Origin of the sequence: Ferribacterium limneticum, assembly GCF_020510585.1 — a bacterium.
In the GTDB taxonomy this organism is placed as follows: Bacteria; Pseudomonadota; Gammaproteobacteria; order Burkholderiales; family Rhodocyclaceae; genus Azonexus.
The window spans coordinates 3,207,142-3,225,262 of sequence record NZ_CP075190.1 but is presented as its reverse complement, the minus strand read 5'-3'; the positions used below and the strand labels follow the sequence as shown (position 1 = coordinate 3,225,262).

The 18,121-nt window shown below is 60.4% G+C and carries 24 protein-coding genes; 13 read left to right on the top strand and 11 right to left on the bottom strand.

Going from position 1 to position 18,121, the window contains the following annotated elements:
- Positions 1-15 precede the first annotated feature (15 nt).
- Together KI613_RS15475 and KI613_RS15470 are read right to left on the bottom strand one after the other, a co-directional pair.
- On the bottom strand, positions 16-348 hold the full coding sequence (locus KI613_RS15475; RefSeq protein ID WP_226401006.1) for a hypothetical protein: 333 nt from the start codon (positions 346-348) through the stop codon (positions 16-18).
- A gap of 31 nt (positions 349-379) precedes the next feature.
- Entirely contained in the window at positions 380-559 is a 180-nt protein-coding gene (locus KI613_RS15470) for a zf-HC2 domain-containing protein (protein WP_226401005.1), read from the bottom strand.
- 117 nt (positions 560-676) lie between these two features.
- Here KI613_RS15470 and KI613_RS15465 point away from each other — a divergent pair, with 117 nt between their 5' ends.
- Positions 677-1,246 carry a sigma-70 family RNA polymerase sigma factor gene (locus KI613_RS15465; protein WP_226401004.1) on the top strand — a complete coding sequence of 190 codons (570 nt, stop codon included), beginning with the start codon at positions 677-679 and terminating at the stop codon, positions 1,244-1,246.
- A 14-nt stretch (positions 1,247-1,260) separates the two neighbouring features.
- Positions 1,261-1,917, top strand: a complete 657-nt coding sequence (locus KI613_RS15460) for a DUF998 domain-containing protein (RefSeq protein ID WP_226401003.1) — start codon at positions 1,261-1,263, stop codon at positions 1,915-1,917.
- Here the strand turns inward: KI613_RS15460 and ovoA are convergent.
- From ovoA to KI613_RS15440, 4 genes are all read right to left on the bottom strand, one after another.
- On the bottom strand, positions 1,895-4,000 hold the full coding sequence (gene ovoA, locus KI613_RS15455; protein WP_226400993.1) for a 5-histidylcysteine sulfoxide synthase: 2,106 nt from the start codon (positions 3,998-4,000) through the stop codon (positions 1,895-1,897). The two genes, KI613_RS15460 and ovoA, sit on opposite strands and share 23 nt — an antisense overlap.
- 245 nt (positions 4,001-4,245) lie before the next feature.
- Complete coding sequence (locus tag KI613_RS15450) at positions 4,246-4,425, bottom strand: hypothetical protein (RefSeq protein ID WP_226400991.1); 180 nt, start codon at positions 4,423-4,425, stop codon at positions 4,246-4,248.
- Positions 4,426-4,686: 261 nt separating this feature from the next.
- Positions 4,687-6,123, bottom strand: coding sequence for an ATP-binding protein (locus KI613_RS15445; protein ID WP_226400989.1), 1,437 nt, complete (start codon positions 6,121-6,123; stop codon positions 4,687-4,689).
- The gene (locus KI613_RS15440) at positions 6,110-6,817 is read right to left on the bottom strand and encodes a winged helix-turn-helix domain-containing protein (protein WP_226400987.1); all 708 of its coding nucleotides are present in this window, start codon (positions 6,815-6,817) and stop codon (positions 6,110-6,112) included. Before KI613_RS15440 ends, KI613_RS15445 begins: the two co-directional genes overlap by 14 nt.
- A gap of 151 nt (positions 6,818-6,968) precedes the next feature.
- On the opposite strand from KI613_RS15440, the gene KI613_RS15435 reads away from it, so the two are divergent.
- A complete protein-coding gene (locus tag KI613_RS15435) occupies positions 6,969-7,466 on the top strand; it encodes a disulfide bond formation protein B (protein ID WP_226400985.1) in 498 nt (165 codons plus the stop codon).
- Between the two features lie 53 nt (positions 7,467-7,519).
- Here KI613_RS15435 and rpmG read toward each other — a convergent pair whose 3' ends face one another.
- From rpmG to radC, 3 genes are all read right to left on the bottom strand, one after another.
- Entirely contained in the window at positions 7,520-7,687 is a 168-nt protein-coding gene (gene rpmG, locus KI613_RS15430) for a 50S ribosomal protein L33 (protein WP_226400983.1), read from the bottom strand.
- Between the two features lie 18 nt (positions 7,688-7,705).
- Positions 7,706-7,939, bottom strand: a complete 234-nt coding sequence (gene rpmB, locus KI613_RS15425) for a 50S ribosomal protein L28 (RefSeq protein ID WP_226400981.1) — start codon at positions 7,937-7,939, stop codon at positions 7,706-7,708.
- Between the two features lie 81 nt (positions 7,940-8,020).
- Positions 8,021-8,701 carry a RadC family protein gene (radC, locus tag KI613_RS15420; protein WP_226400979.1) on the bottom strand — a complete coding sequence of 227 codons (681 nt, stop codon included), beginning with the start codon at positions 8,699-8,701 and terminating at the stop codon, positions 8,021-8,023.
- Positions 8,702-8,748: 47 nt separating this feature from the next.
- Between radC and coaBC the strand changes: the two genes are divergently transcribed.
- From coaBC to KI613_RS15405, 3 genes are all read left to right on the top strand, one after another.
- Positions 8,749-9,939, top strand: a complete 1,191-nt coding sequence (gene coaBC, locus KI613_RS15415) for a bifunctional phosphopantothenoylcysteine decarboxylase/phosphopantothenate--cysteine ligase CoaBC (protein ID WP_226400977.1) — start codon at positions 8,749-8,751, stop codon at positions 9,937-9,939.
- Positions 9,939-10,388: a dUTP diphosphatase gene (gene dut, locus KI613_RS15410; protein ID WP_226400975.1), complete on the top strand. Its 450-nt coding sequence runs from the start codon at positions 9,939-9,941 to the stop codon at positions 10,386-10,388. Before coaBC ends, dut begins: the two co-directional genes overlap by 1 nt.
- 66 nt (positions 10,389-10,454) lie before the next feature.
- Entirely contained in the window at positions 10,455-11,069 is a 615-nt protein-coding gene (locus KI613_RS15405) for a c-type cytochrome (RefSeq protein WP_226400973.1), read from the top strand.
- Between the two features lie 70 nt (positions 11,070-11,139).
- Here the strand turns inward: KI613_RS15405 and KI613_RS15400 are convergent, their stop codons facing one another.
- Both KI613_RS15400 and KI613_RS15395 read right to left on the bottom strand, forming a co-directional pair.
- Positions 11,140-12,417 carry an FCSD flavin-binding domain-containing protein gene (locus tag KI613_RS15400; protein WP_226400972.1) on the bottom strand — a complete coding sequence of 426 codons (1,278 nt, stop codon included), beginning with the start codon at positions 12,415-12,417 and terminating at the stop codon, positions 11,140-11,142.
- A 12-nt stretch (positions 12,418-12,429) separates the two neighbouring features.
- Entirely contained in the window at positions 12,430-12,735 is a 306-nt protein-coding gene (locus KI613_RS15395; protein WP_226400971.1) for a c-type cytochrome, read from the bottom strand.
- 190 nt (positions 12,736-12,925) lie between these two features.
- Between KI613_RS15395 and KI613_RS15390 the strand changes: the two genes are divergently transcribed.
- The 7 genes from KI613_RS15390 (at position 12,926) to soxX (ending at position 18,061) form a co-directional block, all read left to right on the top strand.
- Complete coding sequence (locus KI613_RS15390; RefSeq protein ID WP_226400970.1) at positions 12,926-13,282, top strand: ArsR/SmtB family transcription factor; 357 nt, start codon at positions 12,926-12,928, stop codon at positions 13,280-13,282.
- A 72-nt stretch (positions 13,283-13,354) separates the two neighbouring features.
- A complete protein-coding gene (gene soxC / locus KI613_RS15385) occupies positions 13,355-14,650 on the top strand; it encodes a sulfite dehydrogenase (protein ID WP_226400968.1) in 1,296 nt (431 codons plus the stop codon).
- Complete coding sequence (locus KI613_RS15380) at positions 14,634-15,680, top strand: c-type cytochrome (RefSeq protein ID WP_226400966.1); 1,047 nt, start codon at positions 14,634-14,636, stop codon at positions 15,678-15,680. The genes soxC and KI613_RS15380 overlap by 17 nt, the downstream gene beginning before the upstream one ends.
- 25 nt (positions 15,681-15,705) lie before the next feature.
- Complete coding sequence (soxY, locus tag KI613_RS15375; RefSeq protein ID WP_226400964.1) at positions 15,706-16,173, top strand: thiosulfate oxidation carrier protein SoxY; 468 nt, start codon at positions 15,706-15,708, stop codon at positions 16,171-16,173.
- A gap of 25 nt (positions 16,174-16,198) precedes the next feature.
- Positions 16,199-16,510, top strand: coding sequence for a thiosulfate oxidation carrier complex protein SoxZ (gene soxZ / locus KI613_RS15370; RefSeq protein ID WP_226400962.1), 312 nt, complete (start codon positions 16,199-16,201; stop codon positions 16,508-16,510).
- A gap of 73 nt (positions 16,511-16,583) precedes the next feature.
- The gene (gene soxA / locus KI613_RS15365) at positions 16,584-17,399 is read left to right on the top strand and encodes a sulfur oxidation c-type cytochrome SoxA (protein WP_226400960.1); all 816 of its coding nucleotides are present in this window, start codon (positions 16,584-16,586) and stop codon (positions 17,397-17,399) included.
- Between the two features lie 14 nt (positions 17,400-17,413).
- Positions 17,414-18,061, top strand: coding sequence for a sulfur oxidation c-type cytochrome SoxX (gene soxX, locus KI613_RS15360; RefSeq protein ID WP_226400958.1), 648 nt, complete (start codon positions 17,414-17,416; stop codon positions 18,059-18,061).
- The last annotated feature ends 60 nt before the right edge of the window (positions 18,062-18,121 follow it).

The following is an 18,121-nucleotide window of genomic DNA, read 5'->3' as shown; positions in this document are numbered from 1 at the left end:
GGGCTCAGGGCCGACTTACTTGTTGGCGCCGCAGCTTGCATCCTTCTTTTTGTCAGCGCCGCACTTGGCTTCAGCCGCCTTCTTGGCGGCACCACAGGACGCGTCCATTTTCTTGTTTGCACCGCATTTTGCCTCGGCGGCCTTCTTGTCGGCACCGCACTTGGCGTCCATCTTCTTGTCGCCGCCGCAGCTGCCGTCTTTCATCTTGGTATCGGCCTGGGCCAGCTGGTAACCGGCTTCCAGTTTGGTCGCGCCGAAGGGGTTTTCGGCGGCTTGGGCCAGCGGGCTCAGGGCAACTGCGGCAAAGGCAGAACCGACAGCCAGCGATACGAAATTTTGTTTTTTCATGATTTTCTCCGTTGAAATTGAGGTGGTCGGATCAGTCTTTTTGACTCATCCAGGCGCCCGTCACCTGACGCATGAACGCGAACTGCTTTTCAGCCCGTCGGCAGCCGACACAAAATGCCAGGTGCAGGCGAAACTGGAGGCGCTCCCAACGGCTGAGCGGGCGTTCCAGTTGGAGCGAGGCGAGGCGGGTGGCTTCCTTGCAGCTGATCATTTCAGTTCCTGTTTTACGTCGTGGGCTGGGTGGCCTGCTCAATTAGTCGGGGGCGGGGTCAAAACCTTACAAAATTTTTTCCAGTATGATTCTTCGCCATAACCTCATCGAGTTGCCATGGCTTCCGACCCCCTGAATGACCCGGAGTTTCTCACAAGCCTGCGCCGCGACATGCTGCGCTTCGCCGACATGCAGTTACGCAACCGGGAACAAGCCGAGGATGCCGTGCAGGAGGCGCTGGCCGGTGCCATGGGCGGACGTGAAAAGTTCGCCTCGCGCGCCTCGCTGCGCACCTGGGTGCTGTCCATCCTCAAAAACAAGATCATCGATGTGCTGCGTGGGCGGGTTCGCGAGAATGTTACGGTCAACCCGGAAAATGACGAAAATTTGAAATGCTATTTCAACGACCGTGAGCACTGGGCCGAGGACACCCGGCCGTCCGAGTGGGAAACGCCGCAGCAGGCCATGGAAAACAAGCAGTTCTGGGAAGTCTTCGAAGCCTGCCTTTATCGCCTGCCGGAAGCCAGCGGACGCATCTTCACCATGCGCGAAGTGCTCGGCTTCGATACCGACGAAATCTGTCAGACCCTGGGCATTACCACCAACAACTGCTGGGTCCAGCTCCATCGGGCGCGGCTCGCCCTGCGCGCCTGCCTCGGCGCCAACTGGTTCGGCGAAGCGGCCTAGGAGCGGCACAAGCCATGATCCGCATCGGCCTCCTCTGCGGTGTGTTGGCGCCGGTGCTCTGGGCGGCGGTGATTGTCATTGCCGGCGAACTTCGGCCCGGTTTCGATCATGTCGGCCAGTACATCAGCGAACTGGGCGAACGCGGCAGCAGTACCAGTATTTTCATGCGCTATGGCGGTTTCGTCGCCACAGGACTGCTCCACGTCTGTTTCGCGGCGGCTTTCTACGCCACGCTCGCCCGCATTTGCGATCGTCCCCGCCTGACGCTGCTCGTCGCCAGCCTCATCGCGCTCAACGGTCTCGGCCGCATCGGCGCCGGCATCTTTGCCTGCGAACCCGGCTGTGCCGCGCCGGAGATTCTCACCCAGCGCCTCCATGGCCTGTCGGCGACCATCGCCTTCCTCGCCATCGCGGCCGCCGCGCTGCTCGGCTCTATCCTTTTTCGCCGCGATGAAAGGCTAGAACTACTCAGCACCTACTCCCTCATTACCGGCGTAGCAGGTCTGCAATTCCTGGCGCTGATGTCGGCCAGCGAAGCGACCCATGTCTACACCGGTCTGTACGAACGCCTGGCCTCCGGCATCCTGTCGCTGTGGGTGCTGGTGACCGCAGTCCGCCTTGCCGCACTAGTCGGCGATAGCGCCCAAGCTAAATCCGCTCCCAGACGGTGACTTCCGACAGCGTGTGCTGGAACTTCCGTTTTGTTTCGCGAATGACGAAAGGTACGGATTCGGGCCCGCGCACCAGGCGGAAATGCTTGCCCAGCATCGCTTTCAGGCCATCGAAAGTGGTGAAGTTCTCGCCATCCTTCTTGAAGCCACCGATCCATTCCTCACGCTTGGTGTGTTCCGGCAGCCAGGTGTAGGGCGAGGTCAGCATGAGCAAACCGCCCGGGTTGAGGCGTTCATGGACGGTTTTGAGGAAGAGCGCCGGGCTGTACAGGCGGTCGATCAGGTTGGCGGCCAGGATCAGGTCGTAGCCGGCGAAAACCGGCTTCAGGTTGCAGGCGTCGCCCTGGAAGAATTCGACCTTGGCCGCCACTTCGCCCAGGCCCAAGGCGGCCAGTGAGCATTCCTTGTAGCTGACCAGTTCGCCTTCTTCGGTCAGCGTATAACGCAGCCGGCCCTGTTCGGCCAGTTGCGTGCCAACGCCGATGAAGCGGGCCGAGAAATCGAGGCCGGTGACCTGATCGAAATGGCGGGCCAGTTCGAAAGTAGCCCGGCCGGTGGCGCAGCCAAGGTCGAGTGCCTTGCCGGCCGGCTTGTCGCCCATCGTTTCGATGGCCAGTTGGGCCAGGGTTTTCGGGAAGTTGGCCACGCCAAAATACGCGTCGCCGTAATGGAATTCGATGTACTCCGAAATCAGCCGGTCGGTCTCGTAGTGTGAAGCCGGCTGGGTGGCGGGTGCGTCGGCCACGACATAGCGGAAACCGGCATGCTGGAAGAAATGGCGGCGGAAGGCGTAGCGCGAGACCGGCGCGGCTTCGTTGCCGCAGGAAATCCACGAACCGCCCTTGAACAGGTTGTGGCGCTCGTCGAAGGTCGGTGTCGTGAAATCGTCGTAGATCGGATGGACTTCAAAGCCGGCGAATGGGTAAATCGGTGTTTCCAGCCATTGCCAGACATTGCCGATGACATCAAACATGGGGCCGTGCGCGAAGCGATTGACCGGGCAGCTCGACGCCTCGTGGCTTAGGCCGAGGTTGGCTGGCAGGTCGTCGGGCAAATCAGCGACTCCGGCGAACCGGCGGAGTGCCTGCCACTCGTCCTCGGTCGGCAGACGGACAGCCTGGCCGCTGGTGCGTGCCTTCCAGTTACAGAAGGCCTTGGCCTCGTGGTAATTGGTTTCGACCGGCCAGTCCCAGGGCATGGCGACTTCTTCGAGCATCAGGCGCAGGCGCCATTGCCCGCCATCCTTGATCCAGAAAGTCGGATGCTCGGCCTTGGCGAATTTCTTCCACGCCAAACCTTCCTCCGGCCATAGTGAATCGTCGGCGTAGCCGCCGGCTTCAACGAAGGCGAGAAACTCGCGATTCGACACCAGATAACGGCTGGCCTGGAAGGCTGCGGTCGACGCCTCGTGGCGGCCAAATTCGTTGTCCCAGCCGTAGATTTTCGGGTCGCTGCGTTCGCGGCCGAGGCGCAGTTCAGCCGCCGGAATGTCGACCAGCGTGTTCTCCGGCGCAATACCGCTTTCGCGACAGGGCGTCCAGGCCGGATGTTTCTGCACGTATTTGAGCTGATGCTGGCGGATCAGCACCGAAGAGGTTTCGAGGTGGATGCGCTCATGCTCGATGCCCATGACGATGATCCAGAACGGATCTTCCCAGCCAATCGGCAGGTTCAGCGGCAAGCTCTCGATCAACTGCGCCACAGTCGCCCGCACGGCCCGGCGATAGGCGCGCACTTCGTCCACACGCGGCCAGTCGTAACGCTGCTCGCTGAGGTCATCCCAGCTCATTTCATCGACGCCGATGGCGAACATCGACTCGAAACCCGGGTTGATGCGCTGCTCGATCAAGCCGGCCAGGACCAGCTTGTTGATGAAAAAGGTAGCGGTGTGGCCGAAGTAGAAAATCAGCGGGTGACGCAGCGCAATCGGTTTGACGTAGTAAGCCTCGTCGCACGTCAGCACTTCGAACAACTGCTCGTAGCGGTCGAAGGTGGCGTGAAAGTAGTCGAGGATCTGCCGGCGCTTCTGTTCGGCATCGGTGCCTGTCAACAAGGGCGTGGCGGGAAAAATGGCTTGCGTCATGCGGTTACCGGTTGAGGATGTTTTCACTGGTCGGGAATGATGACCTTGCTGCGTTACCGCCAAAAGGCGAGTTGGACATTATCTGACTTCCCGCGTTCGGAGTGGTGGATAAAGACTTTGGCGGCGCTTCGGCGCTTCGGCAGTTGGCGGGAGATTATAGCGAAGGCAAAAAAAACCCCGCCACGAGGGCGGGGTAACAGGGAGTTTCTCGAATCGGGGGAAATTCGAGAGGAGGGTAAAACGGTTCAGTCTTTTCGGTGTTTCTTCAACCAGTAGCGGGCAACGGCGATGAATGCGCCGGCAGCAACAGCGGTAACAGCGGCTTTGAGCGGTTCAGCCTGACCTTCCGACAGCCAGTCGAATCCTGTAATGCCAATGAAGACACCCAGTGATTCGCTGATCGGCAGGTTGTCCGCAAAGGCCATTAGCGATCGGCGCGGACGGGAATTGGGGCCAATGCCGGCTGGACTTGGGCGGTGGCCAGCTCGAACAGGTACTGGCGGGTGGCTTCGATAAATTGTTTGATGTTCATTTTGATCATTTCCTCGTTGTCCTCTTGGTGGGATTGGTTTGCTTCCATGCCTCGCATTCTAGGGACGCGCCGGTCCGGCGTCTGTGGCACAAGCGTGGCTCAGAGGTAACAGGTTTTGATCTTGTGTGACGCTTTGTGACGCTACCGAAATCGCCTATTGGCGGGCTTTCCAGGTCAGCGTGAAGCGGGCGCCGCCGAGCGGTGAGGCGTCGGCGGTGGCGGTGCCGCCATGCAGTTCGAGCACGCGACGGGCGATGGCCAGGCCGAGGCCGTAGCCACCGGTAGACCGGTCGCGCGAACGGTCGAGGCGGGTGAAGGCCGAGAAGATGTGTTCGCGCTCTTCGGGCGGGATGCCGATGCCGTCGTCGTCGACGTGAATCCGCATGTTGTCGCCGACCAGTTCGGCATCGACCGAAATCCGCTTGGCGGCGTACTTGAAGGCGTTGCGCAGCAGGTTGCGCAGGGCGTAGGGCATGGCCTTGCGGTCGAGGTCCACAAACAGGTTTTCCGGCAGGTTTTTCGTGTTGACCGTGACCTCGAGCTGGCGGCCGAGGAGGCGGACCGAATCGACCTCGTCGGTCAGCCATTCGGCCAGCTTGACGCTGGAAAAATGCGCCTCCGGGGCCTCGCGTTCGAAACGGGCATAGGTCAGGCTGGTGTCGATGAGCTGGTCGAGTTCGTCGAGATCGGCTTCCATCATCGCCCACAGGCGTTCGCGCTCTTCTCGCAGCTCGGTTTCGGAGAGCATTTCGAGGGCAAAACGCATGCGGGCGATCGGTGTGCGCAATTCGTGCGAAATGCCGCAGGAAAGCTCGCGGTGGGTGGCGAGCAACTGACGGATACGTTCCGCCATGCTGTTCATTGTGTCGGAGAGCGGGGCGAAAAGTTGGGTGCGGACGGGCGGCGAGACGGCCTCGAAATGGCCATCGCCGAGATCGAGCGCGGTCTGGCGCAGACCTTCGAGATCGCGCCAGACCGGGCGAATCCAGAACCACAGGGCGACCGCGAAAATAAGGCCGATCAAGCTCCAGGTCAGCAGGCGCAGCCGCAGTTCGAGCGGCAGACGGTCCTTCAGTTCCGGGTTGCGGTTGGCGGCGAGCGGGCCGACCACCAGCACTTGGCTGGAGGTGCCGAGACGGTGATACATGATGTCGCCGTCGTGGTCGATGGCGATGTCGCCAGCGTCGAGCTTGATGACCTGGCTCGGCGTCAGCATGCGGTCGAGGCTCATGCGCTCGACGATGCCCAGTTTGTAGGAAAACTTGTTGTCGATTTCCTTGAGGTGCTTTTGCCACTCGCGGCGTGGCTGACGGAACAGTTCGTCCTCGATCAGGGTGATCGTGCCGCGCATGAAACGACGTGCGTAGTCGTCCGTAATGCCGCGCTGGGCGGTGGAGATGACGAAATCGGCGGTGAAGGCAATGGCAACGAAGGAGCCCATGGCCAGCAGGTAAAAGTTGAAGAACAGCTTGGACAGGCTGTAGCGCTTGCCGCGCCAGCGCGGCAGGGCGACCCGGATCAGCGAGCGGGCCAGACCCTGGTTGTGTTCTTTCGGGCTGGGTTCCCCGGCCTGGGGATCAGTTCCAGTCATGCTTGCTGAAAAGGTAACCCTTGCCGCGCACGGTCTTGATGCGCGTTGGGTTCTCAGGATCATCGTTCAGCTTCTTGCGCAGGCGGGAAATGCGGGCGTCGATGGAACGATCCAGTCCGTCAAAACCGATGCCACGCAGTTCCTGCAACAGGTCGTCGCGCGACAGCACGTTACCGGCATGCGAGGCGAGCAGCCAGAGCAGGTCGAACTCGGCTGTCGTCAAATCGATTGTCTGGCCGTTCAGCGAAGCGGTGCGTGTCGCCTGACTGATCTTGAACTGGCCGAAGACCATGCTCTCGGATTCGCTGTTGCCACTGGCTTCGCCGGCCGTCGGCAGGCGCCGCAGCAGGGCCTTGATGCGGGCGAGCAGGACGCGTGGCTGGACGGGTTTGGCGATGTAGTCGTCGGCGCCCATTTCGAGGCCGAGAATCTGGTCGAAGTCCTCGTCGCGTGCCGTCAGCATGAGGATCACGCCGCGATACTGTGGCCGGACGGCACGACAGACTTCAAAGCCATCCTTGCCGGGCAGCATCACGTCAAGAATGACCAGGTCGGGCTGCTCGGCCAGAATGCGCGCCTCGGCGGTGTCGCCGCGCGGCTCGATGCTGACTTGCATGTCGTTCTTGGTCAGGTATTCGGCCGTCAGTTCGGCCAGGCGTTCGTCGTCTTCGACTAGCAGGATGCGTGTATTCATCCGCCAATCTTAACCACCTGCCGGGCAGCGGTCCACCACCCTGTGCCTTTGCGGCGTTTCTTACGGTCAACCGGAAAAAAGGCCAAAATTTCAAGTCTAGCTGGCGATGGCATAGAATCCCGGCTGTTTGTCACTCGAGGAATTGCCTTAAATGAATTGGTTAAAAGTGCCCACTAGGGCCTGGTTCGCGACATTGGGCCTGGGCTGCCTGGGACTCGTTGCGGTTGGCATGGAGCTACAGACGCTGCTGCGTCTGGCCCCTTGCCCGCTCTGTATTTTTCAGCGCCTGCTCTACATCGTGATCGGCATTGTCGGCCTGCTTGGCTTCATCTGGCCGGCCGGACGAATGTTGTGGGTCGCGCTGGCGGGTGCCCTTGCCGTGCTTGGTTTTGGCGTCGCCAGCTACCAGACCTGGATGCAGGCTTTTCCGCATCTGGCACCGGAATGCAGCTTCACCGATCCCAACATTATCGAGCGTCTGGTCGACTGGCTGGGCATGGAATGGCCGTCGATGTTCCTGGCTACCGGCTTCTGCACCAGCCGGGACTGGGAATTTCTAGGCCTGTCGATGGCCAACTGGTCTGTCCTGGTCTTCGCCGGCATCGTGGTTTATGCCGCATTGCTTTTCCGGCAGAAACAGCCGGCCTGAAAAAACAAAACCCGCCGAAAGGCGGGTTTGTCGAATGCTCTGGAGAAGCTGAATTACTTCAGCTTGACTTCCTTGTAAGCAACGTGCTTACGAGCCTTCGGGTCGTACTTCATGAACTCCAGTTTGGCAGGCGTCGTGCGCTTGTTCTTGGAGGTGGTATAGAAGTGACCGGTGCCAGCTGTAGATTCCAGCTTGATTTTTTCGCGACCGCCTTTAGCCATTTTATATTTCCTTCTTTATTAGACTTCGCCGCGGGCGCGCAGGTCGGCGAGGACGGAGTCAATACCGTTCTTGTCGATCAGGCGCAGACCGGCGTTGGAAACGCGCAGGCGCAGGAAGCGGTTTTCAGATTCGACCCAAAAACGACGGTACTGCAAGTTCGGCAGGAAACGGCGTTTGGTTCTATTGTTGGCATGGGAAACCTTGTTCCCAACCATCGGGCCTTTACCCGTTACTTGGCAGACACGCGCCATGATGGTGCTCCAGAATTCGCTAGAAGAGAGCCCACAAGTATAACCAAAAGTGCTTAATCGTTTCAAGGGGTTTATTGAATTTTATAGCAAGCCCCGTTCGGCGAAGGAGAGCGGCGGGGTGTTGCCGGCGACGATGAAGTGGTCGAGAACCTTGACGTCTACGAGGCTCAGGGCGTCTTTCAGCGATCGCGTCAGCATCTCGTCGGCCCGCGACGGCTCGGCAATGCCGGACGGATGATTGTGCGCCAAAATCACCGCGGCCGCGTTGTTGGCCAGTGCCGCCTTGACGACTTCGCGCGGGTAAACCGACGTCTGGGTCAGCGTTCCGGAGAACAGTTCGTCGGCTTTGAGCAGGCGGTTCTGGGCATCCAGCCACAAGGCCATGAAGACTTCATGGCCGCGGCTGGCCAGCTTGAGGCGCAGCCAGTCGCGGACCTTGCCCGGCGAGGTGAAGCTGTCGCGCGTCGCCATGTCCTGCGACAGTGCGCGCCTGGCTAGTTCGAAACTGGCTTTCAACTGGGCGGCCTTGGCCATGCCGATGCCCGAAACGCTGGCCAGTTCAGTGAGCGACGCTTCGGCCAGGGTGCCAAGCTGGCCGTCGAAACGCTGCAACAGATCGCGCGCCAGATCGACGGCACTTTTGCCACGTACGCCAACGCGCAAATAGATAGCCAGCAGTTCGGCATCGGAAAGCGCTTCCGGGCCGTGTGCCAGCAGTCGCTCACGCGGTCGTTCACCTTCGGGCCAGTCGGTAATCGCCATATTCTTTTCCGTTAGAATGTGCGGAGTCCAATTCTAATGGCAAGACAATGGAATTACAGGGAAAACGCATCGTTCTCGGCGTCACCGGCGGCATCGCTGCCTACAAGGCGGCTGAGCTGGTTCGCCTGCTCGGCAAGCAGGGCGCCGAGGTGCAGGTGGCGATGACCGAAGGGGCGACGCATTTCGTAACGGCGACCACCTTTCAGGCGTTGTCGGGCAAGCCGGTCTATCTCGACCAGTGGGATGCCCGGATGCCTAACGCGATGGCCCACATCGATCTGTCGCGCCAGGCTGATCTCATACTCGTGGCCCCAGCTTCAGCCGATTTCCTCGCCCGCATCACGCACGGCATGGCTGATGATCTGCTGGCGACCATGGTACTGGCCCGCGACTGTCCGCTGCTCGTCGCCCCGGCGATGAATCGCCAGATGTGGGAAAACCCGGCGACGCAACGCAATGTCGCTCAATTGCAGGCCGATGGCGTGCAGATGCTTGGCCCGGCCAGCGGCGAGCAGGCTTGTGGCGAGGTTGGCGCCGGCCGCATGCTGGAACCCGAGGAGATTCTTGAAGAGGTCATTGCCTTCTTCACGCCAAAACTGCTGGCCGGCCGCAAGGTTCTGATCACCGCCGGGCCGACTTTCGAGGCCATCGACCCGGTGCGCGGCATCACCAACCTGTCGTCCGGGCGCATGGGCTACGCCGTCGCCCGTGCCGCGCGACAGGCTGGTGCCGAGGTGACCCTGGTTTCAGGGCCGGTCGGTTTTTCGGCTCCGCAGGGCGTCGACCGTGTCAACGTGCAGAGTGCGCTCGACATGCACGCTGCCGTGATGGCGCGCGCTGCTACGTCGGACATCTTCATCGGCGTCGCCGCGGTGGCCGATTACCGCGTTGCCAATGCGGCCGAACACAAGCTCAAGAAGGATAGCGGCGGTATTCCGCCGATTGAACTGATCGAGAACCCGGACATCCTGGCCGAAGTGGCGGCGCTGGCAAATGGCCCGTTCTGCGTCGGCTTCGCGGCCGAGAGCCGCAATCTGGAAGAGTATGCGCAGACCAAGCGGCGCAAGAAGAATATCCCGCTGATCGCCGGCAACCTGATCCAGGACGGTTTCGGCGGCGATGACAACCGGCTCGTGTTGTTCGACGATGCCGGTGTCCATCCGCTGACGCCGGCGCCCAAGGCGGTACTGGCCCGGCAATTAATTGAACACATCGCTACCTTGACGGGGAAACACTGATGCATCAAATCGACGTAAAAATTCTCGACAACCGCCTGCACGAGACGCCACCGCATTACGCCACTCCCGGTTCGGCCGGGCTTGATCTGCGCGCCTGTATCGAGGCGCCTATCCATGTCGCTCCGGGCCAAACCACGCTGGTGCCGACCGGCATGGCGATTCATCTGGCCGATCCGGGCCTGGCGGCGATGATCCTGCCGCGCTCGGGGCTCGGCCACAAGCATGGCATCGTGCTCGGCAATCTGGTCGGGCTGATCGACAGCGACTATCAGGGCGAACTGATGGTGTCGGTCTGGAACCGCAGCAGCGTTACCTTTACGCTCAATCCGCTGGACCGCATTGCGCAGCTGATCATCGTTCCCGTCCTGCAGGTTGGATTCAATATTGTTGAGGACTTTGACGCGAGTCACCGTGGCGAAGGTGGTTTTGGCAGCACGGGCCACGCCTGACGCTTGCAAGCACGCCGTAAGAAAATCATGATTTAATGATTTACTTTTATGCGGGGGGTGGGGGAAATGAAAAGAGTTGCAATACAGATCGCCGGGGCCGTGCTTGCCGCCGTTTGTTCCATGCCTGTATTGGCTGCCGAGGCGGTCGATCTGGCTCGCGCCGAAGAGATCGTTTCCGGACGCTGCTTTCTCTGTCACGGCCTCGAAGGCGAATCGGCCAGCCCGGTTTTCCCTCGCCTGGCCGGGCAACATGGCGACTACATCGCCAAACAGTTGGCTGATTTCAAGTCCGGCAAGCGCAATAGCGACACCATGAAACCGCAGGCCGAGGAATTGACGCCAGCCGAAATGAAAGCGCTCGGTGCTTTCTTTCAGGCCAAGGTGGTCGGGCCTCGCGCAGCTAGAGATCAGGAACTGCTCGCCGTTGGCAAATTCGTCTTCAACCGCGGCAACCAGTTCACCGGCTTGCCGGCCTGTTCGACCTGCCATGGCGCCAAGGGACTGGGAACGCCGCAGTTGCCGCGCCTGGCCGGGCAGCATCCGCGTTACATCGAGGATCAGTTGAAGCAGTTCAATAAGCGTGAACGGACCAACGACAACGCAGTCATGCATACCATTGCTTCGAAGCTGTCTGAGCTCGAGACGCATGCCGTTGCCGAGTACATCGCAACCCTGGACTGAGAAAAAACGCGTCACCAAATGCGAAAAGGCCGCCAAATTGGCGGCCTTCTGCTTTTTGCTGCCGGCGAAATCAGGTCAGCATGTCGGCCCAGATGTTCTTCGCCCAGCCCATCGCTACCTTGCCTTCCAGTTCATTGCGGGCGGCCGAGACGCCGCCAGCGCCCTTGACCGGTTGCACGGTCTTGGTCGCTGCGTCGTATTGGTGCACCGACGAAACGTGAATGACGTTCTTGGCGTCGACGAAGCTGTAGCAGGTGTTCATGACGACCGGCTCCGGGTTCGGCTCCAGGCCGGCCAGCTGATTCAGGATGGCGGCAGCGGCGAGCTTGCCGTGCTGGTTGGCCATGTGGCCCGATTTCGGCATGGTCGGGGCCGGGAAGATGGCGTCGCCAAGCACGTGGATGCCTGGTGTACTGGTCGATTCCATCGATAGCCAGTTGATGTCCACCCAGCGATTGTTGATCAGCTTGATGCCCGACTTGGCGGCGATATCGCCGGCGCGGTGCGGCGGGATAACGTTGAGTACGTCGGCCTTGAACTTGTCGAATTCGAGCACGGCGGTGTTGGTGGCGACTTCGACATCCTTCACTTCGCTGTTGTTGCGGTATTCGATCATGCCCTTGTAGAGATCGCTCCAGGCCTTGGTGAACAGGCCTTTCTTGGACATCACGTCTTCGTTGGCATCAAGGATGACGACCTTGGATTTCGGCTTGCTCTGCTTGAAGTAGTTGGCGACCAGACAGGCACGCTCGTAGGGTCCGGGTGGGCAGCGGTAGGGCGCCTTGGGGATGGCGATGGCGTAGGTGCCGCCGTCCTTCATCGATTCCAGTTGCTTGCGCAGGGCGACGGTCTGGGCGCCGGCCTTCCAGGCGTGAAGAATCTTCGACTGGGCATCGGCGTTGTTCAGGCCGGGGATTTGGTCGAACATGAAATCGACGCCCGGTGAGAGGACCAGGCGGTCGTAGGACATGGCGCCGCCAGCCTTCAGGGAAATGGTCTTCTTGGCGGCGTCGACCGCAACAACGTCGTCCTGGACGACACGGACGCCCCATTTGCTCTTCAGACCGTCATAACTGATTGTGATGTCTTCCATGGTCTTGGTGCCACCAATGACCAGGTTGGAGATCGGGCAGGAAATGAAGGTCGGGTTGCGCTCGATCAGCGTCACCTGCACGCTGCCTTCGCTCCACATGCGCAGGTACTTGGCGACCGTGGCTCCGCCGTAGCCACCGCCGACCACGACGACATGGCCGCTGGCCTTGCTACCGCCGGCGCAGCCGTAGAGGGAAGCCATTGCACCGGCTGCCGCACCGACTTTCAGGAAATCACGTCTTTTCATCAGCATCATGGTCATCTCCCCTTATTTTTGTGCGGCGAAATAGCCGGCGATCAGATCAAGCTGGCCATCGGTGTAGCCTTTGGAGATCTGATGCATGATCGAGGCGGGCTTGTCGCCGCTCTTGAATTCGGCCAGTTTTTGCAGGATTTTGGCTTTTTCCATGCCGGCCAGGGCATCCATCCCGGAGCCCTTGATGGCGTTGCCGTTGGTGCCGTGACAGTTGGCGCAGGTGGCGGCCAGGTTGCGGCCGAGGTTTGGATCGGCCGCCTGCGAGGCGCTGGCAAAAGCCAGCAGGCACAGGGCGGCTATGGGAGCAAACGGTTTCATCGAGACATCTCCTCTAGTGTTGTCGATACGCCATATATAGCCAAAATTATTTTTGATTTGTCCGTATCAGCGTAGTGCCAAGGTTATAAGCCTTTCGCACAAATTGCATGCTGCATCGCAACAATATTAGTAGTTGACTATATAAGTACGCAGTTATACATTGATTCTTGATTGAAATCAAAAGAACGATATGGACGAGACATTGGACGAGACATTACAGGTTTTCGAACAGGTAGCGCACTACTTCGGATTGCTCGCCGATCCGACCCGTTTGCGCATTCTTTCGTGCTTGTGCGCCGAGGAACGTCCGGTTCATGAGGTGGTTGAGAAAATCGGCCTGACCCAGGCCAACATCTCGCGGCATCTGAACATCCTGTACCGGGCCGGCGTAGTCGACCGGCGGCGCGAAGGAAGTTCGGTCATGTATCGCGTGATCGATCCGAATTTTGTCGACATCTGCCGAACGGTCAGCATCTCGGTGGCAAGCCGCGATCTGGGCGATGAGTTGGGGGTGTCGCCGGTGAATTGCAGTACTGACGTCAATTAAGCAGAGGGGTTTGTCCATATGGGTGACATCGTGAAACAACCGGGGCGTCTGCGGCCCGCACCGGAGAACTTTTTGTCGGAAGAGCAGGTCAAGGCGGTCGGCAGCGGTCGCCGCGACTTCCTGCGCAAGAGCTTCCTCGCCGCCGGTGCTGCTCTGGCCGCACCGATGGCAGCGCGCGCGGCCAGTGAGGGTGACATCAATATCCTGGAAAATCCGGCGTGGACAACCTCGCTCGGTCTGCCGGTAGCAACCAACCCGTACGGCATGCCGTCAAAGTACGAAAGCCAGTTGCTGCGTCGTGAATCGCCGGGTCTGGCCCGCGTCGGCGGCGCTTCGGTGTCGTTTGCGCCGCTGCAGGGTCTGTTCGGCATCATCACGCCGTCCGGCCTGCATTTCGAGCGCCATCACCAGGGCTGGCACGACATCGATCCGTCCAAGCATCGCCTGATGGTCAATGGCTCGGATGATTCGCTGCTCAAGAAGGCCAAGGTTTATACGCTGGACGAACTGATGCGTCTGCCCTCAGTGTCGCGCATCCACTTCATCGAATGCGGCGCCAACACCGGCCTTGAGTGGGGCAATGTCGCCGTGCCGACCGTGCAATACACGCACGGCATGCTGTCCTGCTCCGAATTCACCGGCGTGCCGCTCAAGGTGCTGCTGGAAGACTGCGGTGTCGATTACAAGAAGGCGCGTTACGTGCTGGCAGAGGGGGCAGATGGCTCCTCGATGACGCGCACCATCCCGATGGAAATGGTCGAATCCGGCGAAGTCTTCGTCGCCTACGGCCAGAACGGCGAAATGCTGCGGCCGGAAAACGGCTATCCGCTGCGCCTCGTCGTGCCGGGCGTCCAGGGTGTGTCGTGGGTCAAGTGGCTGCGTCGCATCGAAGTGGGCGACAAGCCTTACGCCACCAAGGACGAGGCGGTGCATTACATCGACCTCCTGCCGAGCGGCCAGCATCGCCAGTACAGTTCGATCCAGGAAGCCAAGTCAGTGATCACCACCCCGTCCGGTGGCCAGACGCTGCTCGACAAGGGCTTTTACAACGTCTCCGGCCTCGCCTGGTCCGGTCGCGGCAAGATCAAGCAGGTCGATGTCTCGTTCGACGGTGGCGTCAATTGGCAGACGGCGCGTCTCGAAGGACCGATCCAGAACAAGGCGCTGACCCGTTTCAACACCAACTGGGTGTGGGACGGCTCGCCGGCCATCCTGCAGTCGCGGGCCATCGACGAGACCGGCTTTGTCCAGCCGAGTTATGGGCAGTTGCGTGCGGTCCGCGGTACCAAGTCGATTTATCACAACAACGCCATCCAGTCGTGGAAAGTGGTTGAAAGCGGGGAGGTCAGCAATGTTCAGGTTCTCTAAGCCGCTTTTCGTTTTTGCCCTTTTTTCCGCGTCGACCGCAGCAATCGCCTTCGAGAACTATCAGGGCGTCGGCCGGCCGGCTACCGCGGCCGAAGTGAAGGCTTGGGACATCGACGTTCGCCCGGACTTCAAGGGCTTGCCCAAAGGATCGGGCAATGTCGAGCGCGGCAACGAGCTGTTCGAGGAAAAGTGTGCGTCCTGCCACGGCTCCTTCGGCGAGTCGAACGAGGTGTTCACGCCGCTCGCCGGCGGCACGACCAAGGACGACATCAAGGCCGGCAACGTCAAGGGCCTGTCCTCCGGCGAACTGCCGCAGCGCACGACCTTTACCAAAGTGGCAACGATTTCGACGGTCTTCGACTACATCCAGCGCGCCATGCCCTGGACGGCGCCGAAGTCGCTCAAGCCGGACGAGGTTTTCGCCATCCTGGCCTACCTGCTCAATCTGCAGGAAATCGTGCCGGCTGACTTTGTGCTGTCCGACAAGAATATCGGCGAAGTCCAGAAACTGCTGCCCAATCGCAATGGCATGACGACCGACCATGGACTGTGGCCGGGCGCGCCGGCCAAGAAGGGCGGCATCGGCAACGGTGGCAAGCCGGATACAGCAAACAAGGCGTGCATGAAGAACTGCAAGCCGGAAGTGCTGATCGGCTCGACCCTGCCGGAATACGCCCGGACGGCGCATGGCGAACTGCGTGATCAGAACCGTTCATTCGGTCCGGTCCGCGGCACCCAGACGCTTGGTCCCGAGGCTGCCAAAAAAGCAGCCGATGCCGGCACGCTGGAACTGGCGACGAAGAGTGGCTGCATGGCCTGTCACGGTCTCAAGAGCAAGATCGTCGGCCCCGGCTACAACGAAGTCGTGGCGCGCTACAAGGATCAGACCGATGCCGAATCGCGCCTGATCGCCAAGGTCAAGGCCGGCGGGCAGGGCGTCTGGGGTTCGATCCCGATGCCGCCGAACGGTCATATCAAGGATGAAGACCTCACCACGCTGGTGAAGTGGATTCTGTCCGGTTCCAAGTAATCCCAATTTCTACAGAGGAGAAGTCATGAACAATCAACGTCGCACCGTACTGAAATCCGGCTCCGGCGCCGCCCTGCTGGGCATGCTGGCTGCCGCCGGCATCATCACCCCGGGCATGGCCCTGGCTGACTGGAACAAGGCTGCTTTTGACGCCAAGAGCATGGCCGATACGCTCAAGGCGCTCGGTGCCGGCTCTCCGGCCGACAGCAAGGACGTCCAGGTCACCGGTCCGGACATCGCCGAAAACGGCGCCGTGGTGCCGGTTGGCGTGGCTTCGACGCTGCCCAACGTGACCATGGTCGCCATCCTGATCGAGAAGAACCCGAATGCGCTGGCCGCTTCCTTCGTGCTGCCGGAAGGCACCGAAGCCAACGTCCAGACCCGCGTCAAGATGGGCCAGACCTCGAACATCTACGCGCTGGTCAAGTCGGACGGCAAGTTCTTCATGGCGACCAAGGAAATCAAGGTCACCCTCGGCGGCTGCGGCGGCTAATCGACACGAATTCAAGGAGCTAAAAATGGGCAATCCAATGAAAATCCGCGCCGCCAACAAGGACGGCGTTACTGAAGTAAAGGTTCTGGTCAGCCACGAAATGGAAACCGGCCAGCGCAAGGACTCCGCCGGGGCCATCGTGCCGGCCTGGTTTATTACCGAACTGACCGCCAAGCATGGCGACAAGGTCGTGCTGAGCAGCGAATTCGGACCGTCCGTCTCGAAGAACCCGTACCTGGCTTTCAAGTTCAAGGGCGGCGCCAAGGGCGACAAGATCACGGTCAGCTGGAAGGACAACAAGGGCGATACCCGCACTGACGAAGCTGCGATCAACTGATAGTGCTCACAAACGGCAGCCAGGTGACACAGATCGCCGCTGCCGTTGCCTTTACCCCGTGGAGGAGTAATCAATGATTCGACGTTTGATGAAAACGCTGGTTGGGGCTGCCGTTCTGGCTGCCTTTGCCGGTGGTGTTGCGGCCCAGGACAGCAAGGTGGCCGATGAACTCGCCAAGTATCGCGAAGCGCTGGCTGACGGTAATCCGGCCGACCTGTTCGAAGTCAAGGGCGAAGGGCTGTGGATGCAAAAGCGCGGCCCGAAGAATGCCTCGCTCGAGCAGTGCGATCTTGGCCAGGGACCGGGCAAGCTGGACGGCGCCTATGCCGCCCTGCCGAAGTATTTCAAGGATACCGGCAAGGTCATGGACGTCGAGTCCCGCCTCGTCCATTGCATGATGACACTGCAAGGCTTCACTCTGGCCGAAGCGACCAAGCAGTGGTATTCGAAGCCGGGCAAGGATTCCGACATCGAGGCGCTGGTCACTTTCATCGGCGCCAAGTCGAACGGCAAGCCGATCAACGTGCCGGCGACGCATCCGGAAGAGGCCAAGATGGCCAAGATGGGCGAGTACATTTTCTATCGTCGCTCCGGTCCGCAGGATTTTTCCTGCTCGATCTGCCACGGTCAGGAAGGCAAGCGCATCCGCCTGCAGGATCTCGGCAACCTGACGACCAAGGAAGGCGCCGGCTTTGCCATGAAAACCTGGCCGTCGTATCGCGTCTCGCAAGGCACGGTATGGACCATGCAGCGTCGTCTCATCGACTGCATGCGCCAGGCCCGTTGGCCTGAGCCGAACTATCTGGCCGATTCCGTGATCGCGCTGGAAACCTATCTGCAAAAAACTGCGACCGGCACCGTGATGGAAACGCCGGGAATCAAGCGCTGAAAAAGGGGACGACCATGAATTTCAAATTTGCCCTTTTTTTCGGGTTGACCGTCGCAATCGCAACGCCGGCCCTGGCTCAGAAAGCCGTTGAGGCACCGGGCGGCAAGTACGCCAAGGAAGCCGACCAGATGTTCCGCGCTTCGTTCAAGGCCGAGAATCCGAAATACTGGATGACCCGCCTGGAGCAGGACGAGACGATGAAGACCTGCGGCATCTATCGCGACAATCCGCCGCGCAAGGTGGGTGAGAAGCTGGAAAAACTCAATGCGGCGACCATTCGTTACCCGGTTGACGGCAAGCTGATCGGCGACTGGAAGGAAGGCGAGAAACTAGCTGCGGTCGGCACTGGCGGCCACATCGGCTTCCTCCAGCCCGATCCGGCTGGCAAGCTGCGCGGCGGCAACTGCTACGCCTGCCACGAGCTGGCCAAGAAGGAAGTCGCCTACGGCACAATCGGCCCGAGCCTGCGCAACTTCGGCAAGATCCGCGGCAATTCGGAAGAGAACATCAAGTACGTCTACGACAAGGTCTACAACTCCAACGCCTTCACGGCGTGCACCAACATGCCGCGCTTCGGCCTGCATAACTGGGTGACGCCGGAGCAGATCACCCACATCGTGGCTTTCCTGATCGATCCGGAATCGCCGGTCAACAAAGACTAGAACTTGCGTGATTGGCCCGGCCGGGAAACTGGCTGGGCATTTTTTTGGCCTCGCCAATAG

Bases quoted from the DNA above. Each gene is read 5' to 3' on its own strand.
- KI613_RS15475 (WP_226401006.1), bottom strand. From the start codon at position 348: ATGAAAAAACAAAATTTCGTATCGCTGGCTGTCGGTTCTGCCTTTGCC.
- KI613_RS15470 (WP_226401005.1), bottom strand. From the start codon at position 559: ATGATCAGCTGCAAGGAAGCCACCCGCCTCGCCTCGCTCCAACTGGAA.
- KI613_RS15465 (WP_226401004.1), top strand. From the start codon at position 677: ATGGCTTCCGACCCCCTGAATGACCCGGAGTTTCTCACAAGCCTGCGC.
- KI613_RS15460 (WP_226401003.1), top strand. From the start codon at position 1,261: ATGATCCGCATCGGCCTCCTCTGCGGTGTGTTGGCGCCGGTGCTCTGG.
- ovoA (WP_226400993.1), bottom strand. From the start codon at position 4,000: ATGACGCAAGCCATTTTTCCCGCCACGCCCTTGTTGACAGGCACCGAT.
- KI613_RS15450 (WP_226400991.1), bottom strand. From the start codon at position 4,425: ATGGCCTTTGCGGACAACCTGCCGATCAGCGAATCACTGGGTGTCTTC.
- KI613_RS15445 (WP_226400989.1), bottom strand. From the start codon at position 6,123: ATGACTGGAACTGATCCCCAGGCCGGGGAACCCAGCCCGAAAGAACAC.
- KI613_RS15440 (WP_226400987.1), bottom strand. From the start codon at position 6,817: ATGAATACACGCATCCTGCTAGTCGAAGACGACGAACGCCTGGCCGAA.
- KI613_RS15435 (WP_226400985.1), top strand. From the start codon at position 6,969: ATGAATTGGTTAAAAGTGCCCACTAGGGCCTGGTTCGCGACATTGGGC.
- rpmG (WP_226400983.1), bottom strand. From the start codon at position 7,687: ATGGCTAAAGGCGGTCGCGAAAAAATCAAGCTGGAATCTACAGCTGGC.
- rpmB (WP_226400981.1), bottom strand. From the start codon at position 7,939: ATGGCGCGTGTCTGCCAAGTAACGGGTAAAGGCCCGATGGTTGGGAAC.
- radC (WP_226400979.1), bottom strand. From the start codon at position 8,701: ATGGCGATTACCGACTGGCCCGAAGGTGAACGACCGCGTGAGCGACTG.
- coaBC (WP_226400977.1), top strand. From the start codon at position 8,749: ATGGAATTACAGGGAAAACGCATCGTTCTCGGCGTCACCGGCGGCATC.
- dut (WP_226400975.1), top strand. From the start codon at position 9,939: ATGCATCAAATCGACGTAAAAATTCTCGACAACCGCCTGCACGAGACG.
- KI613_RS15405 (WP_226400973.1), top strand. From the start codon at position 10,455: ATGAAAAGAGTTGCAATACAGATCGCCGGGGCCGTGCTTGCCGCCGTT.
- KI613_RS15400 (WP_226400972.1), bottom strand. From the start codon at position 12,417: ATGATGCTGATGAAAAGACGTGATTTCCTGAAAGTCGGTGCGGCAGCC.
- KI613_RS15395 (WP_226400971.1), bottom strand. From the start codon at position 12,735: ATGAAACCGTTTGCTCCCATAGCCGCCCTGTGCCTGCTGGCTTTTGCC.
- KI613_RS15390 (WP_226400970.1), top strand. From the start codon at position 12,926: ATGGACGAGACATTGGACGAGACATTACAGGTTTTCGAACAGGTAGCG.
- KI613_RS15380 (WP_226400966.1), top strand. From the start codon at position 14,634: ATGTTCAGGTTCTCTAAGCCGCTTTTCGTTTTTGCCCTTTTTTCCGCG.
- soxY (WP_226400964.1), top strand. From the start codon at position 15,706: ATGAACAATCAACGTCGCACCGTACTGAAATCCGGCTCCGGCGCCGCC.
- soxZ (WP_226400962.1), top strand. From the start codon at position 16,199: ATGGGCAATCCAATGAAAATCCGCGCCGCCAACAAGGACGGCGTTACT.
- soxA (WP_226400960.1), top strand. From the start codon at position 16,584: ATGATTCGACGTTTGATGAAAACGCTGGTTGGGGCTGCCGTTCTGGCT.
- soxX (WP_226400958.1), top strand. From the start codon at position 17,414: ATGAATTTCAAATTTGCCCTTTTTTTCGGGTTGACCGTCGCAATCGCA.